Origin of the sequence: Pseudomonas sp. MWU13-2100 (assembly GCF_023242365.1) — a bacterium.
Lineage (GTDB): Bacteria > Pseudomonadota > Gammaproteobacteria > Pseudomonadales > Pseudomonadaceae > Aquipseudomonas.
In genome coordinates, this window is sequence record NZ_JALLIX010000003.1 from 47,538 (window position 1) to 63,418 (window position 15,881).

Sequence of the window (15,881 nt, forward strand, 5' to 3'; positions counted from 1 at the left end):
AGGCGGATAACCCATACCCGAGGAGATCCAGTAAATGGCTTTTAACATGCGTAACCGCAGCCTGCTGAGCTTGATGCACCACACCAATCGCGAGCTGCACTACCTGCTCGACCTGTCCCGTGACCTCAAGCGCGCCAAGTACACCGGCACCGAGCAGCAACACCTCAAGGGCAGGAACATCGCGCTGATCTTCGAAAAGACCTCGACCCGCACCCGTTGCGCCTTCGAAGTCGCGGCCCATGACCAGGGCGCCCACGTCACCTATATCGACCCGGTGTCGTCGCAGATCGGTCACAAGGAAAGCATGAAGGACACCGCCCGCGTACTGGGGCGGATGTTCGACGCCATCGAGTACCGCGGCTTCGAGCAGGAGATCGTCGAAGAACTGGCGAAGTTCGCCGGCGTGCCGGTATTCAACGGCCTGACCGCCGAGTTCCATCCGACGCAAATGATCGCCGACACCCTGACCATGCGCGAGCACAGCGACAAACCACTGCATGACATCAGCTACGCCTACCTGGGCGATGCGCGCTACAACATGGGCAACTCGCTGCTGATGATCGGCGCCAAGCTCGGCATGGACGTGCGTATCGGCGCGCCGAAAGCGCTGTGGCCCCATGAAGATTTCATCGCCCAGTGCAAGGCCTTTGCCGAGGAAAGCGGCGCGCGCATCACCATCACTGAAGACCCGCAGGAAGCGGTCAAGGGCGTGGACTTCATCCACACCGATATCTGGGTGTCCATGGGTGAGCCGGTGGAAGCCTGGGACGAGCGTATCGAGCAACTGATGCCCTATCAGGTCAATGCGAAAATGATGAAGGCCTCGGGCAATCCCCGGGTCAAATTCATGCACTGCCTGCCGGCGTTCCACAACAGCGAAACCAAGGTCGGCAAGGATATCGCGGCGCGTTACCCGCACCTGGCCAACGGGGTTGAAGTGACCGAGGAGGTCTTCGAGTCGCCGGCCAATATCGCCTTCGAGCAGGCGGAAAACCGCATGCACACGATCAAGGCGATCCTGGTCTCGGCGTTGGCGGATATCTGACGAGCCAACCTCAAACCCGTATATGTGATGAACGGTTTTCTGTGGCGAGCGGGCTTGCCCGCGCTGGGGTGCGAAGCGCCCCTGAAACCTGGCAACTCGATGTACCTGATAAACCGAGGTTGCAGGTTTTGCGACTGCTTCGCAGCCGAACGGGGGCAAGCCCCCTCGCCACAAGGCCAGGTGCCACAAGGTTCGATCGCTCTCGTTTGCTTTGGAAGGACAGTGCTTATGCGTATCGTCGTAGCCCTGGGCGGTAACGCCCTCCTGCGTCGTGGTGACCCCATGACCGCGGACAATCAACGCGCCAATATCCGTATCGCCACCGAACAGATTGCCAAGATCTACCCTGGCAACCAGTTGGTCATCGCCCACGGCAATGGCCCGCAGGTCGGCCTGCTGTCCTTGCAGGCGGCGGCCTACACCCAGGTCTCGCCCTACCCGCTGGATGTTCTCGGCGCGGAAACCGAAGGCATGATCGGCTACATCATCGAACAGGAACTGGGCAACCTGCTGGACTTCGAAGTGCCCTTCGCCACCTTGCTCACCCAGGTCGAAGTCGACCCCAAGGACCCGGCCTTCCAGCACCCGAGCAAACCCATCGGCCCGGTGTACGGCAAGGCCGAGGCAGAACAACTGGCCGCCGAAAAAGGCTGGAGCATCGCTCCTGACGGCGATAAGTTCCGCCGCGTGGTCGCCAGCCCCAAACCCAAGCGCATCTTCGAGATCCGCCCGATCAAATGGTTACTGGACAAGGGCAGTATCGTGATCTGTGCCGGCGGCGGCGGCATCCCGACCCTGTACGGCGAGGACGGCAAGCTCAAAGGAATAGAAGCCGTGATCGACAAGGACCTGTGTTCGGCGCTGCTGGCCGAACAGCTGGACGCCGACCTGCTGGTGATCGCCACGGACGTCAATGCCGCTTTTGTCGACTGGGGCCAGTCCTCCCAGAAGGCCATTATCCAGGCACACCCGGACGAGCTCGAGAAACTCGGTTTCGCCGCCGGCTCCATGGGCCCGAAAGTCCAGGCCGCGTGCGAATTCGCCCGGCACACCGGCAAGGTCGCGGTGATCGGCTCACTGGCGGATATCGAGGCGATAGTCCAAGGTAAGGCCGGTACGCGGATCAGCACGGCGCAACCCGGCATCACCTATTCATGAGAACCATCGGGCAGGCCCGTGGTCTGCCCTACTCCATGCCTTGAAGGAGAACACCATGGCCACGTTCACGCCCGGTCACCTGCATATCGAACGCCATGCGCTGAACAAGGACGATTTCAGCTACAACCTGTATATCGACTACGAGGTCGCCCAGGATCCGAAGGAAGGTGCGGGCATGCGATTTACCCTGCACGGCACGATCGAGAGCAAATCCCTGGCCGAGTCGTTCTTCCTGGCCAAGGACCAGGCCTTCGACTTTGCCCGTGCCGCCAGCAATATCGCGCAGAAATACGGCATGCCGAGAAATGCCAGCATCATTTCCCTGCACAAATACTATGACGAGATGTTCGAAGATGTGCGGACGCAACTCGACGTCAAGTCAGGCGATCCGATGAAACTTGAACATTTGAGCTGACCAGAGGCTCGTTCCAGCAATGGGACAGGAGCGTTCGCGCGGTAGATTTCACCAAACCCCGCGCGCCAAGGCATAATTGCCGCCCTCGCGTCCGGAACACCGAATCGCCCCATGCGTATCCACGTCAGTTTCATCGACCGCGTCGGCATCACCCAGGAAGTCCTGGCCCTGCTCGGTGGACGCAATCTCAACCTGGATGCGGTGGAGATGGTTCCGCCCAACGTCTATATCGACGCCCCGACCCTCAGCCCGCAAGTGCTGGAGGAGTTGCGCGATGCGCTGTTCAGCGTCCGTGGCGTGCAGGCGGTGACGGTGGTCGACATTCTCCCGGGACAGCGCCGGCACCTGCAACTCGACGCCCTGCTCGCGGCCATGACCGACCCGGTGCTGGCCCTCGACAGCGCCGGCCATGTGCTGCTGGCCAACCCGGCCCTGATCGCCCTGTACGGGCGCGAGCCGGCCGGCGAAAGCGTCGCCGAACTCTTTGCCGATCCCAAGCTCCTGGACAGCTTGCTGGAAAACGGTTTTCGCCTGCCGCTGCGGGAAATCACCGTCAACGGCCAGACCCTGCTGCTGGATGCCACGCCGATCACCGATGCCGGCGCGCTGCTGACCCTCTATCAGCCGAACCGTATCGGCGAGCGCCTGTCAGCCCTGCATCACGACCATGCCGAAGGCTTCGACGCGCTGCTCGGCGAGTCTGCGGCGATCCGCACCCTCAAGACCCGCGCCCAGCGAGTCGCAGCCCTCGACGCACCGCTGCTGATCCAGGGCGAAACCGGCACCGGCAAGGAGTTGGTGGCGCGGGCCTGCCATGCCATCAGCGCGCGCCACGGCGCACCGTTCCTGGCCCTGAACTGCGCGGCCCTGCCGGAGAACCTCGCCGAAAGCGAACTGTTCGGCTACGCCCCCGGGGCCTTTACCGGGGCCCAGCGCGGCGGCAAGCCGGGACTGATGGAACTGGCGAACCAGGGCACGGTGTTTCTCGATGAAATCGGCGAAATGTCGCCGTACCTGCAAGCCAAGTTGCTGCGTTTTCTCAATGACGGCAGCTTTCGCCGTGTGGGCGGTGACCGCGAGGTCAAGGTCAACGTGCGGATTCTCAGCGCCACCCACCGCAACCTGGAGAAGATGGTCAGCGAAGGCAGTTTTCGCGAAGACTTGTTCTACCGGCTGAACGTGCTCAACGTCGAGGTCCCGCCGCTGCGTGAACGCGGTCAGGACATCCTGCTGCTGGCGCGCTACTTCATGCAGCAGGCCTGCACGCAGATCCAGCGCCCGGTCTGCCGGCTGGCGCCCGGGACCTACCCGGCGCTGCTGGACAACCGCTGGCCGGGCAATGTGCGGCAGTTGCAGAACGTGATCTTCCGCGCGGCGGCGATCTGCGAAAGCAGTGTGGTCGACATCGGCGACCTGGATATTGCCGGGACCTCGGTGGCGCGCCAGAGCGATCCCGAGATCGACAGCCTGGAACAGGCAGTGGAAGATTTCGAGAAGAACCTGCTGGAAAAACTCTACGTGCAGTACCCCTCGACCCGGCAACTGGCCAGCCGCTTGCAGACTTCCCATACGGCCATTGCCCATCGGCTACGCAAATACGGTATTCCCGGCAAGTCCTGAGGCAACCTTCGTCCGTCAAGAACACCAGAGAACTCTGTGGGAGCCCGGCTTGTCGGCGAGGGTGTCCTTGGGCTCGATGCAGGGCTTGAGGGCCTCATCGCTGCCAAGCCAGCTCCCATAGGGGCAGCGACGCCAAAAACGACCTCCATCTGTACTGAAAGCGCTACAGTGGAACGATTTCGCTACACAACAAGACAATCCCCATTCCACAAGGCTTTGATCCTGTTGGGCTTTTTTTTTGCTCCCCAGCTGTAGCGATTTCGCTACAGCGGCTATTGCCCAACACCCATAAAAAACCCGCAATCCCTTGATTTACAAGCCTCGAGCAGTATTGGCCACAAACTTGCTAAGGGAATCCCATTCAGCGGGACGTCGATCCCGCATCCCTGCGTCCACCTGACGACGAGTCTGGCCCCCTAGGAGTTTCCATGAGCGAGTTGCGTTTTACTGAAGACCACGAATGGCTGCGTACCGAAGCCGATGGCAGTGTCACGGTCGGCATCACGGCTTTCGCCCAGGACGCCCTCGGCGACGTGGTGTTTGTGCAACTGCCGGAACTGCAGCACTACGACAAAGGCGCCGAAGCCGCCACCGTGGAATCGGTCAAGGCCGCCAGTGGCGTGTACATGCCCTTGGACGGTGAAGTGCTCGAATTCAACCCGGTGCTGGCCGACAGCCCTGAACTGGTCAACGAAGATCCGCTGGGCGCCGGCTGGTTTTTTCGCTTCCAGCCTACCGATGCCTCGGCAGTCGCTAGACTGCTGGATCAGGCCGCCTACGACCGCCTGATCAAAGCCAACGCCTGAGGAACCGTCATGACTGTCAATCTCAGCACCGCCAACGAATTCATTGCCCGTCATATCGGCCCGCGCCAGGCGGACGAACAGGCCATGCTCGAAACCCTGGGTTTCGACTCCCTGCAAGCCCTCAGCGCCAGCGTGATCCCCGACAGTATCAAGGGCACCAGCGTCCTTGACCTCGGGGCCGGGCAAAGCGAAGCCGACGCCCTGGCGTCGATCAAGGCCATCGCCGAAAAAAACCAGCTTTTCAAGACCTACATCGGCCAGGGTTACTACAACTGCCATACGCCGTCGCCGATCCTGCGCAACCTCCTGGAGAACCCGGCCTGGTACACCGCCTACACCCCTTACCAGCCGGAAATCTCCCAGGGCCGACTGGAAGCGCTGCTGAACTTCCAGACCCTGATCAGCGACCTCAGCGGCCTGCCGATCGCCAACGCTTCGCTGCTCGACGAAGCCACCGCGGCCGCCGAAGCCATGACCTTCTGCAAGCGCCTGAGCAAGAACAAGGGCAGCATCGCCTTCTTCGCCTCCGTGCACTGCCATCCACAGACCCTCGACGTCTTGCGCACCCGTGCCGAGCCCCTGGGTATCAACGTGGTGGTCGGCGATGAACGCCAACTGACCGACCTCAGCCCGTTCTTCGGAGCCCTGCTGCAATACCCGGCGAGCAACGGTGATCTGTTCGACTACCGTGCGCTGACCGAGCGTTTCCACGCGGCCAACGCCCTGGTAGCGGTCGCCGCCGACCTGCTGGCCTTGACCCTGCTGACCCCGCCGGGCGAGTTCGGCGCCGACGTAGCCATCGGCAGCGCCCAGCGCTTCGGTGTTCCGCTGGGCTTCGGTGGCCCGCACGCGGCCTACTTCTCCACCCGCGATGCGTTCAAGCGCGACATGCCCGGCCGTCTGGTCGGCGTCTCGGTGGACCGTTTCGGCAAGCCGGCCCTGCGCCTGGCCATGCAGACCCGCGAGCAACATATCCGTCGCGAGAAAGCCACCAGCAACATCTGCACCGCCCAGGTCCTGCTGGCCAACATCGCCAGCATGTACGCGGTGTATCACGGTCCAAAAGGCCTGACCCAGATCGCCCAACGCATCCACAGCCTCACCGCGATCCTGGCCAAGGGCTTCGGCGCACTGGGCCTGGCGGTCGAGCAGGAACACTTCTTCGACACCCTGACCCTGAACACCGGCGTGCATACCACCGCCCTGCACGAACAGGCCCGCGCCCAGCGCATCAACCTGCGCGTCGTGGATGCCCAGCGCCTGGGCCTGTCCCTGGACGAAACCAGCAGCCAGGCCGATATCGAAACCCTGTGGAAACTGCTGGCCGGCGGCAAGGCCCTCCCGGACTTCAACGTCCTCGCCGCGTCGGTCGAAAGCCGTATCCCGGCCGCCCTGGCGCGCCAGTCGAGCATCCTCAGCCACCCGGTGTTCAACCGCTATCACTCGGAAACCGAGCTGATGCGCTACCTGCGCAAGCTCGCCGACAAGGACCTGGCCCTGGATCGCACCATGATCCCGCTGGGTTCCTGCACCATGAAGCTCAACGCCGCCAGTGAAATGATCCCGGTGACCTGGGCCGAGTTCGGCGCCCTGCACCCGTTCGCCCCGGCAGAACAGAGCGCCGGCTACCAGCAACTGACCGATGAACTGGAAGCAATGCTCTGCGCCGCCACCGGCTACGACGCGATTTCCCTGCAACCGAACGCCGGGTCCCAGGGTGAATACGCCGGCCTGCTGGCGATCCGCGCCTACCACCAGAGCCGTGGCGACGAGCGCCGCGATATCTGCCTGATCCCTTCGTCGGCCCACGGCACCAACCCGGCCACGGCGAACATGGCCGGCATGCGCGTGATCGTCACCGCCTGCGATGCCCGCGGCAACGTCGATATCGAGGACCTGCGGGCCAAGGCCATCGAGCACCGCGAACACCTCGCCGCGCTGATGATCACCTACCCGTCGACCCACGGTGTGTTCGAGGAAGGCATCCGCGAAATCTGCGGCATCATCCATGACAACGGCGGCCAGGTGTATATCGATGGCGCCAACATGAACGCCATGGTCGGCCTCTGCGCCCCGGGCAAGTTCGGCGGCGACGTGTCGCACCTGAACCTGCACAAGACCTTCTGCATTCCCCACGGCGGCGGCGGCCCGGGCGTCGGCCCGATCGGCGTGAAATCACACCTGACCCCGTTCCTGCCGGGTCACGCCAGCATGGAACGCAAGGAAGGCGCGGTGTGCGCGGCACCGTTCGGCAGCGCGAGCATCCTGCCGATCACCTGGATGTATATCCGTATGATGGGTGGCGAAGGCCTCAAGCGCGCCTCGCAACTGGCGATCCTCAATGCCAACTACATCGCTCGACGCCTGGAAGAACACTACCCGGTGCTCTACAGCGGCAGCAATGGCCTGGTGGCGCACGAGTGCATCCTCGACCTGCGTCCGTTGAAGGACAGCAGCGGTATCAGTGTCGATGACGTCGCCAAGCGCCTGATCGACTTCGGTTTCCACGCCCCGACCATGTCGTTCCCGGTGGCCGGCACCCTGATGATCGAGCCGACCGAAAGCGAATCCAAGGAAGAGCTGGACCGTTTCTGCGCAGCCATGATCCACATCCGCGAAGAAATCCGCGCGGTGGAAAACGGCAGCCTGGACAAGGACGACAACCCGCTGAAGAACGCCCCGCACACCGCGGCGGAAATCGTCGGCGAGTGGTTCCATCCGTACAGCCGCGAACAGGCGGTGTACCCGGTGGCGTCGTTGATCGAGGCCAAGTACTGGCCGCCGGTGGGGCGTGTCGACAACGTGTTCGGCGACCGCAACCTGGTCTGCGCCTGCCCGTCGATCGAGAACTACGCTTAACCCGGTGTAAACATCCGATTCAGCGGTGCCTGCTCCGACGTCTTCGCGGGCAAGCACCGCTCCCACAGGTTTTTCGTTTGTACAAAAGGTCCGGATTCAACCCGGATATTGTGGGAGCGGAGCTTGCCCGCGAAGAGGCCCCAGAGGCCAGCAAAAACTTCGCGGTCAAACCCGCCCCCATAAGACGCCTGACGTGCTTCCAAGCCGATAATTACTAGAAAACACCGGAGAACCCACATGTCCCTGAGCGTGTTCGACCTGTTCAAGATCGGCATCGGCCCCTCCAGCTCCCATACCGTCGGGCCGATGCGCGCAGCCGCGCGTTTCGCCGAGGGTCTGCGGCGCGAGCAACTGCTGTCACACACCACCTGCGTCAAAGTCGAGCTGTACGGCTCGCTCGGCGCCACCGGCAAAGGCCATGGCAGCGACAAGGCCGTGCTCCTGGGCCTGGAAGGTGAACACCCGGATACCGTCGATACCGAAACCGTCGCCGCCCGCCTGCAGACCATTCGCAGCAACGGCCGCCTGAATCTGCTCGGCGAACACTCCATCGAATTCAATGAAAAACTCCATCTGGCGATGATCAGGAAACCCCTGGCCTATCACCCCAACGGCATGATCTTCCGCGCCTTCGACGCCGCCGGCATCCAGATCCGCAGCCGCGAGTACTACTCGGTGGGCGGCGGTTTCGTGGTCGATGAAGATGCCGCCGGCGCCGACCGCATCGTCGAGGACAGCACGCCGCTGACCTTCCCGTTCAAAAGCGCCAAGGAACTGCTCGGCCATTGCACCACCTACGGCCTGTCCATCAGCCAGGTGATGCTGACCAACGAAAGCGCCTGGCGCCCGGAAGCGGAAACCCGCGCCGGCCTGCTGAAGATCTGGCAGGTGATGCAGGACTGCGTCGACGCCGGTTGCCGCAATGAAGGCATTCTGCCCGGCGGCTTGAAGGTCAAGCGCCGCGCCGCCGCGCTGCACCGGCAATTGTGCAAGCATCCGGAAGCGGCGCTGCGCGATGCGCTGTCGGTGCTGGACTGGGTCAACCTCTACGCCCTGGCGGTCAATGAAGAAAACGCCAACGGCGGTCGCGTGGTCACCGCACCCACCAACGGCGCGGCCGGAATCGTCCCCGCGGTGCTGCATTACTACATGCGCTTCATTGCCGGCGCCAACGAGGACGGCGTGGTGCGTTTCCTCCTTACCGCCGCCGCCATCGGTATTCTCTACAAGGAAAATGCCTCGATCTCCGGTGCCGAAGTCGGCTGCCAGGGCGAAGTCGGCGTGGCCTGTTCGATGGCCGCCGGAGCCTTGTGCGAAGTGCTTGGCGGCAGCGTGCAACAAGTGGAGAACGCCGCCGAAATCGGCATGGAGCACAACCTCGGCCTGACCTGCGACCCCATCGGCGGGCTGGTGCAAGTGCCATGTATCGAACGCAACGCCATGGGTTCGGTGAAAGCTATCAATGCCGTGCGCATGGCCTTGCGCGGCGACGGCCAGCACTTCGTCTCCCTCGACAAGGTGATTCGCACCATGCGCCAGACCGGCGCCGACATGAAAAGCAAATACAAGGAGACCGCTCGCGGCGGTCTGGCCGTCAACATCATCGAGTGCTGAGCCTTATTCAAGGGGAGTGGCTCAGGCCCTCCCCTCCACCCCCTACAAGGAGCTGCAATGTCCACCGAATCCCTCAAGCAAACCCCGCTGCATGCCCTGCATCTGCAACTCGGCGCGCGCATGGTGCCGTTCGCCGGCTATGACATGCCCGTGCAATACCCGCTGGGCGTGATGAAAGAGCACCAGCACACCCGTGAAAAAGCCGGGCTGTTCGATGTCTCGCACATGGGCCAGATCCGCCTGGTCGGCGCCGCTGCCGCCAAGGCCCTGGAAGCCCTGGTGCCGGTGGACATCATCGACCTGCCGGTGGGCATGCAGCGTTATGCAATGTTCACCAATGAATCCGGCGGTATCCTCGATGACCTGATGGTCGCCAACCTGGGCAACGACGAGCTGTTCCTGGTGGTCAACGCCGCCTGCAAGGAACAGGACCTGGCACACCTGCAAAAACACCTCGGCCACCTGTGCGAGGTGGTGCCACTGTTCGAAGAGCGCGCCCTGCTCGCCCTGCAAGGCCCGGCCGCGGTCAGCGTCCTGGCGCGCCTGGCCCCTGAAGTGACGAAAATGACCTTCATGCAGTTCGCCAGCGTGCGCCTGCTGGGGGTGGACTGCTATGTCAGTCGCTCCGGCTACACCGGCGAAGACGGTTTCGAGATTTCCGTACCGGCGACCAGCGCCGAAGCCCTGGCCCGCAGCCTGCTGGCCGAAACCGAGGTCGAGGCCATCGGCCTCGGTGCCCGTGACTCCCTGCGCCTGGAAGCCGGCCTGTGCCTGTACGGGCACGATATGAACGGCGACACCAGCCCGGTGGCCGCCAGCCTGCTCTGGGCGATCTCCAAGGTCCGCCGCGCCGACGGTGCACGGGCCGGTGGTTTCCCCGGCGCCGAGAAGATCTTTGCCCAACAGCAAGAGGGCGTGTCACGTAAACGTGTAGGCCTGTTACCGCAGGAACGCACACCCGTGCGCGAAGGCGCGGAAATCGTTGACCAGAACGGTCAGGTGATCGGCAACGTCTGCAGCGGCGGCTTCGGTCCGACCCTCGGCGCACCTCTGGCCATGGGCTATGTAGACAGCTCGCAGGCCGCTCTGGACAACGAAATCTGGGCCATCGTGCGGGGCAAGCGCGTACCGCTCAAGGTGAGCAAAATGCCATTTGTGCCACAGCGTTACTACAGGGGCTGATACAGGGTTATCAACAGGGGGGCGACACCCCTGTTGATACTTACAGTAACAACTAAGCTGATGTTGAAACAGTGCACTACCTTGTCACGCAACCGCCACAAAACAGTGCATATATGCCCCGATGAACTTACTTTATAACTGCCGAAAACAAGCCCTCCCATCCGGCTCGACGGCGTCGCTCCGCAGGGCCATGCAAACACCTGTAAACAGGCATAAACCTGGGGGTTTCGCAGGGCTTGTTTTTTCTCCCGGAGTTGGCGTAGAGTTTCTCTACTGTGTTTGCATGGGTCGCTTGGAATCGTGACCTGGGCAGTAGCCTGAAGTTTGCTACAACCCGTTCGACGTCTCTTACTTTCCTGCAACCCAGCCCAGTACTCTTTCATATGAAAGGGGCTGTCATTAATTTTAGCGTCAAGGAAATAAGAAAATGTCCCAACGTCAGAGCGGTACCGTCAAGTGGTTTAACGACGAGAAAGGTTTTGGTTTTATCACTCCCGAAAGCGGTCCGGATCTGTTCGTCCATTTCCGCGCTATTCAGGGCAACGGCTTCAAGAGCCTGAAAGAAGGCCAGAAAGTGACCTTCGTCGCCGTGCAAGGCCAGAAAGGCATGCAGGCTGATGAAGTGCAAGCGGAAGCCTGATTCCCCCCGGGAACACGTTTTCTTGCAATGAAAAGCCCCTGATATTGATATCAGGGGCTTTTTTATGGGCGCAATTTCGTAAACTGGCTTTTTTTCAGCCCCCACAAAGAGAGCCGCCATGTCGAAACACGCGCTGAGCCCCCAGGGTGATTTTCCCGCTGCCGGCCTGGGCCGTCGCCTGGCCGCGATGTTCTATGACTTCCTGCTGTGCACCGCATTACTGATCGTCACCGGGTTCGTCTACAAGCTGGTACAGATGTCGATCGTCGGCGAGCAGCAACTGCGCAAGCTCTCCGATGCCGGGGCACTGGACGGCGACCCGCTGCTGTCGACGATCCTGCTGTTCGTGCTATTCGGCTTTTTCGCCAAGTTCTGGACCTACAAGGGTCAGACCCTGGGCATGCAGGTCTGGGGGATTCGCGTACAGAACGCCGACGGTACGGCCATCAGTCTCTGGCAGGCGCTGCTACGGTTCATCGTGTCCATTGCCTCCTGGATCTTCGGCCTGGGTTTCCTCTGGTCGCTGGTCGACAAGCAGAAACGCAGCTGGCACGACATCTACTCCAACAGCCAATTGGTCCGCCTGCCCAAGCCCGCCAAGTAAGCCGGCACAAAAAAGCCCGCCTGTTTCGAGGCGGGCTGTTTCATACGGCGACTTCAGTCGGGCTTATTCAGCCAGTTTGAAGGTAATGAAGCTGGCACGTCCCTGACGCAGTACACGCATGGACACCGAACGATTCTTCGGCAGGGCCTTGGCGATCTCGGTGAACTGCGCCGCGCTGGTGATCGCCTGGTTGTTCAGGTGAGTGATCACATCGCCCGGTTGCAGGCCGATCAAGGCGGCAGGACCGTCCTGGACATCCTTGATGACCACGCCACCCTTGAGGTCGTTGTCTTTCTTTTGCTCATCGCTCAGCTCGACCACGGAAATCCCCAGGCGATTGCTGCTGCGCTCGGCACCATTGGTCTTGGCGAGATCCATTTCCTTGCCTTCGTCCGGAATCGCACCGACCGTCAGGTCCACGGTCTTGCGCTTGCCTTCACGAATCACTTCCAGAGAGGCCTTGTCACCGGCCTTCAACGCGCCGACCAAATGCGGCAGATCAGCCGACAGCTCGATCGGCTGGCCATTCAGGCTGAGGATCACGTCACCGACCTGCAAGCCACCCTTGGCCGCCGGACCACCATCCTGCACCTGGGCGACCAGCGCACCGGCCGGCTTGTCCAGGCCGAACGACTCGGCCAGGTCCTTGTTGACCTCCTGGATCACCACGCCCAACCAGCCACGGCTGACCTTGCCACCGGCTTTCAACTGGTCGGAGACATCCATGGCCACGTCGATCGGGATCGCGAAGGAAACCCCCATGAAGCCACCGGAGCGGGTATAGATCTGTGAGTTGATCCCGACCACTTCACCCTTGAGGTTGAACAGCGGGCCACCGGAGTTACCCGGGTTGATCGGCACGTCGGTCTGGATGAACGGTACATAGTTCTCGTTAGGCAGGCTGCGGCCCACGGCGCTGACGATGCCCTGGGTCACGGTATGGTCGAAGCCAAATGGCGAACCGATGGCCACGACCCACTGGCCGGCCTTCAGGTCCTTGGACTTGCCGAGCTTGAGGGTCGGCAGGTCCTTGCCGTCGATCTTCAACAGCGCCACGTCGGAACGTGGGTCAGTGCCCACCAGCTTGGCCTTGAGCTCGCTGCGATCGGCCAGGCGTACCACGATCTCGTCGGCATCGGCGACCACGTGGTTGTTGGTCAGGATGTAACCGTCCTTGGAGATGATGAAGCCCGACCCCAGGGACTGGGCTTCACGCTGGCGACCGCCGCCGCCGCCGCCTTTCGGACTGCGCGGCTGCGGGAAACCACGGAAGAATTGCTGGATTTCCGGCGGCAGGCCTTCGAGCCCCTGCATGTCGGAAACCTTGCGATCCGGCAGTTTCTGGGTGGTGCTGATATTGACCACCGCCGGCGAAGCCTGCTCCACCAGTTCGGTGAAGTCGGGCAAGTCAGCGGCCTGGGCGGTCACCGCCTGGCCGAGCACCAGGACGGTGGCGACAATGGACAGATAAGACTTCAAGCGTGGTATCGACATATGGCTCCCGTGAACAACGAGCATGGTTAAGCGATAGGCCCTTGCCAACCCCTGGCATGACACACCGGGACTTGCGGACCGGAAACAGCAAACAAGGCCAGAGCCAAGAGGCTCTGACCTATAGAAAAACTCGGGGAAATTTGCAAATGAATTTGATCACCAGACATTTCTGCACCGCCTCCACGGGCCTCATGATTCAGCCACTCACTGCTTGGCCTGAACACCGCCGGAACGCATGGACAAAGCAATCCGCTCCGCGGTACCGATGGGAATCTCGCCCACCACCGTGACCATGATATCGCCGCCCGGCGTGGTCAGGCGACGGGACACCGCAACTGTAGGCCCCAACTGCGCCCGGGCGTCCGTCACCGAGGCACCGTTGAGGGGCTCGAGGAATACCGAAAACCGCGACAGACCGTCGTCATACATCAGGCTGCTGACCTCGACCTTGGTCGCCGGGTCAACCCGAGCCGTGCTGCTGACCAGTTCGAAACCCGGTGGCAACCAGTCCGAATGCCATAGCTGGGGCGTCACCGCACCCTGCGCCTTGGGCTGGGCCTGGTTGGCCAACAGGACCACCGGCTTGCACTCGGCACTCGGCTGTACCTGGCGTTCCTCGGGGGGCTGGGCGGTATTCAGTTCAGTGAACTGGAAGCGCTCGAGCAACTGCCCCTTGTCATTGAGCAACAATGACTTCAAGGGCAAGCCGGTCTCACGGTCCAGATGCAGTTCAAAACCATAGCGATGCTGGTCACGCGGCGTCAGCGAGACCACCACGGCCGGACGACCGGCCACCCGCGACTTGCCGATGACGGCGATGTCGTACCAGGTCTTGAGGGTTTGCGGGTCCAGCGAACGAGTACGGGCATCCGGCATATCGCCGAGTCCCGCCACCAGCGCGCCACTGACGCACTGGGTGTGACCATCGACGCGAACAACCTCTTGTGCCGAGCCATCGAGCTGGACCAGACGCTCACGAACCTTGCCATCGCGCACCAGGTGCCAGATGCCATGGGTAGAAAAACTACCGTTGCGCTCGTAAACGAAAGTGCCCTGAAAGCTTTGCTGCTGCTCGGCTTGCCCAAGGCGGTTCAACCAATCCTGGGCCTCATCGGCCTGGGCTGGAAGAACCCACCAGCCGCTGAGCACCAGCGTTAGAAGAGGTAGCGCGCGCATGATCCTCCTTAACGGTTTTCCAGGCTGGCGGCACGGGCGTAAGGCAGAGCGCTTTCAGTGCCCTTGAGCGCGGCCTGTTGCGCATGCTGGCGCAGATAGCCAGGCAGACGTTGATCGTGCCAGCCGGACTGGCCTTGCTGCAGCACGCCGTTGGCCATCGGGCCAGTCGACGGGTCGCTGCTTTCAGTGTAGCCGGCGAGCACCGCGGGGCCTTTGGCCGTAGGGGCAACCAGGCCGGGCTGGTTCGACCGCTGGGCCAGTTGGGCGCCGACGATGTCATCCTGGTTATACAGGCGCACACCGGCCAGTACCGCCAAGGTCACCGAAGCCGCAACGGCCAGGCGACCCAGGGTACGCCAAGGACCGCGAGTGTTTTTCGCCGGGACTTCTTCATCGGCCAGGGCCGCGGAAACAGCCGAAGCCAGATCCAGGCGCGGGTCCAACAGCTCCTTGTGCATCACTGCCCGGGCGATTTGGTAACGAGACCAGGTGGCACGGGTCTCGGCATCGTCAAGGGCATTGAGCACCCGACGCAATTCCAGCTCGTCCGCTTCGTTATCCATCACCGCGGACAGCGATTCCTGCAGGGCTTCACGACTCATGGCGGTTCCTCTCTTGGCTGTCGCCGCTGTCTCAGGTTTCCTGCAACAACGGCTGCAGGGCTTTATCGATGGCCTCCCGAGCGCGGAAAATCCGGGAGCGCACGGTGCCCACCGGACACTGCATGACCGCTGCAATGTCCTCATAACTCAGACCGTCGAATTCACGTAAAGTTAAAGCCGTACGCAAATCTTCTGGCAATTGCTGGATGGTCCGATGGACGGTGCCTTCGATCTCATCCCGCAGCAATGCCCGCTCCGGCGACTCGAGATCCTTCAGGCCATGATCGCCGTCGTAGAACTCCGCGTCCTCTGAACTCACATCGCTATCTGGCGGCCTGCGACCGCGGGATACCAGATAGTTCTTCGCCGTGTTGATGGCGATGCGGTAAAGCCAGGTGTAAAAGGCACTGTCACCGCGAAAATTGCCCAACGCACGGTAGGCTTTGATAAAGGCCTCCTGTGCAACGTCCTGGGCTTCATGGGTGTCGTGCACGAACCGCACGATCAACCCGAGAATTTTGTGCTGATACTTCAGCACCAGCAGATCAAATGCCCGCTTGTCGCCACGTTGAACGCGCTCGACCAGCTGCTGATCCTCTTCCTGGGTTAGCATGAACACTCCTCATAGGACCTGAAGGAGGCGCGCATCGATAATTGACCAGGCTT

The 15,881-nt window shown here is 62.0% G+C and carries 14 protein-coding genes; 10 read left to right on the top strand and 4 right to left on the bottom strand.

Going from position 1 to position 15,881, the window contains the following annotated elements; translation table 11 throughout:
- Positions 1-34 precede the first annotated feature (34 nt).
- The 10 genes from M5B99_RS03210 to M5B99_RS03255 all read left to right on the top strand — a co-directional run bounded on the left by M5B99_RS03210 (position 35) and on the right by M5B99_RS03255 (position 11,943).
- Positions 35-1,045 (top strand): ornithine carbamoyltransferase, encoded by a 1,011-nt coding sequence (locus M5B99_RS03210; RefSeq protein WP_248802619.1) that lies wholly within the window; start codon positions 35-37, stop codon positions 1,043-1,045.
- A gap of 228 nt (positions 1,046-1,273) precedes the next feature.
- Positions 1,274-2,203 carry a carbamate kinase gene (gene arcC, locus M5B99_RS03215; protein WP_248802620.1) on the top strand — a complete coding sequence of 310 codons (930 nt, stop codon included), beginning with the start codon at positions 1,274-1,276 and terminating at the stop codon, positions 2,201-2,203.
- Positions 2,204-2,258: 55 nt separating this feature from the next.
- Positions 2,259-2,618 carry a DUF5064 family protein gene (locus M5B99_RS03220; RefSeq protein ID WP_248802621.1) on the top strand — a complete coding sequence of 120 codons (360 nt, stop codon included), beginning with the start codon at positions 2,259-2,261 and terminating at the stop codon, positions 2,616-2,618.
- Positions 2,619-2,729: 111 nt separating this feature from the next.
- Entirely contained in the window at positions 2,730-4,238 is a 1,509-nt protein-coding gene (locus M5B99_RS03225) for a sigma-54-dependent transcriptional regulator (RefSeq protein WP_248802622.1), read from the top strand.
- Positions 4,239-4,666: 428 nt separating this feature from the next.
- Positions 4,667-5,044 carry a glycine cleavage system protein GcvH gene (gene gcvH, locus M5B99_RS03230; RefSeq protein ID WP_248802623.1) on the top strand — a complete coding sequence of 126 codons (378 nt, stop codon included), beginning with the start codon at positions 4,667-4,669 and terminating at the stop codon, positions 5,042-5,044.
- A 9-nt stretch (positions 5,045-5,053) separates the two neighbouring features.
- On the top strand, positions 5,054-7,903 hold the full coding sequence (gene gcvP, locus M5B99_RS03235; RefSeq protein ID WP_248802624.1) for an aminomethyl-transferring glycine dehydrogenase: 2,850 nt from the start codon (positions 5,054-5,056) through the stop codon (positions 7,901-7,903).
- 237 nt (positions 7,904-8,140) lie between these two features.
- On the top strand, positions 8,141-9,517 hold the full coding sequence (locus M5B99_RS03240; protein WP_248802625.1) for an L-serine ammonia-lyase: 1,377 nt from the start codon (positions 8,141-8,143) through the stop codon (positions 9,515-9,517).
- Between the two features lie 57 nt (positions 9,518-9,574).
- Complete coding sequence (gene gcvT, locus M5B99_RS03245; RefSeq protein ID WP_248802626.1) at positions 9,575-10,699, top strand: glycine cleavage system aminomethyltransferase GcvT; 1,125 nt, start codon at positions 9,575-9,577, stop codon at positions 10,697-10,699.
- A 427-nt stretch (positions 10,700-11,126) separates the two neighbouring features.
- On the top strand, positions 11,127-11,339 hold the full coding sequence (locus M5B99_RS03250; RefSeq protein WP_003175786.1) for a cold-shock protein: 213 nt from the start codon (positions 11,127-11,129) through the stop codon (positions 11,337-11,339).
- A 118-nt stretch (positions 11,340-11,457) separates the two neighbouring features.
- Positions 11,458-11,943, top strand: coding sequence for an RDD family protein (locus M5B99_RS03255; RefSeq protein ID WP_248802627.1), 486 nt, complete (start codon positions 11,458-11,460; stop codon positions 11,941-11,943).
- Between the two features lie 63 nt (positions 11,944-12,006).
- Here M5B99_RS03255 and M5B99_RS03260 read toward each other — a convergent pair whose 3' ends face one another.
- From M5B99_RS03260 to rpoE, 4 genes are all read right to left on the bottom strand, one after another.
- Complete coding sequence (locus M5B99_RS03260) at positions 12,007-13,437, bottom strand: DegQ family serine endoprotease (protein ID WP_248802628.1); 1,431 nt, start codon at positions 13,435-13,437, stop codon at positions 12,007-12,009.
- A gap of 204 nt (positions 13,438-13,641) precedes the next feature.
- Positions 13,642-14,613 carry a MucB/RseB C-terminal domain-containing protein gene (locus tag M5B99_RS03265; RefSeq protein ID WP_248802629.1) on the bottom strand — a complete coding sequence of 324 codons (972 nt, stop codon included), beginning with the start codon at positions 14,611-14,613 and terminating at the stop codon, positions 13,642-13,644.
- An 8-nt stretch (positions 14,614-14,621) separates the two neighbouring features.
- Positions 14,622-15,215 (bottom strand): sigma-E factor negative regulatory protein, encoded by a 594-nt coding sequence (locus M5B99_RS03270; protein WP_248802630.1) that lies wholly within the window; start codon positions 15,213-15,215, stop codon positions 14,622-14,624.
- Positions 15,216-15,246: 31 nt separating this feature from the next.
- On the bottom strand, positions 15,247-15,828 hold the full coding sequence (gene rpoE, locus M5B99_RS03275; protein ID WP_017127586.1) for an RNA polymerase sigma factor RpoE: 582 nt from the start codon (positions 15,826-15,828) through the stop codon (positions 15,247-15,249).
- Positions 15,829-15,881 lie beyond the last annotated feature (53 nt).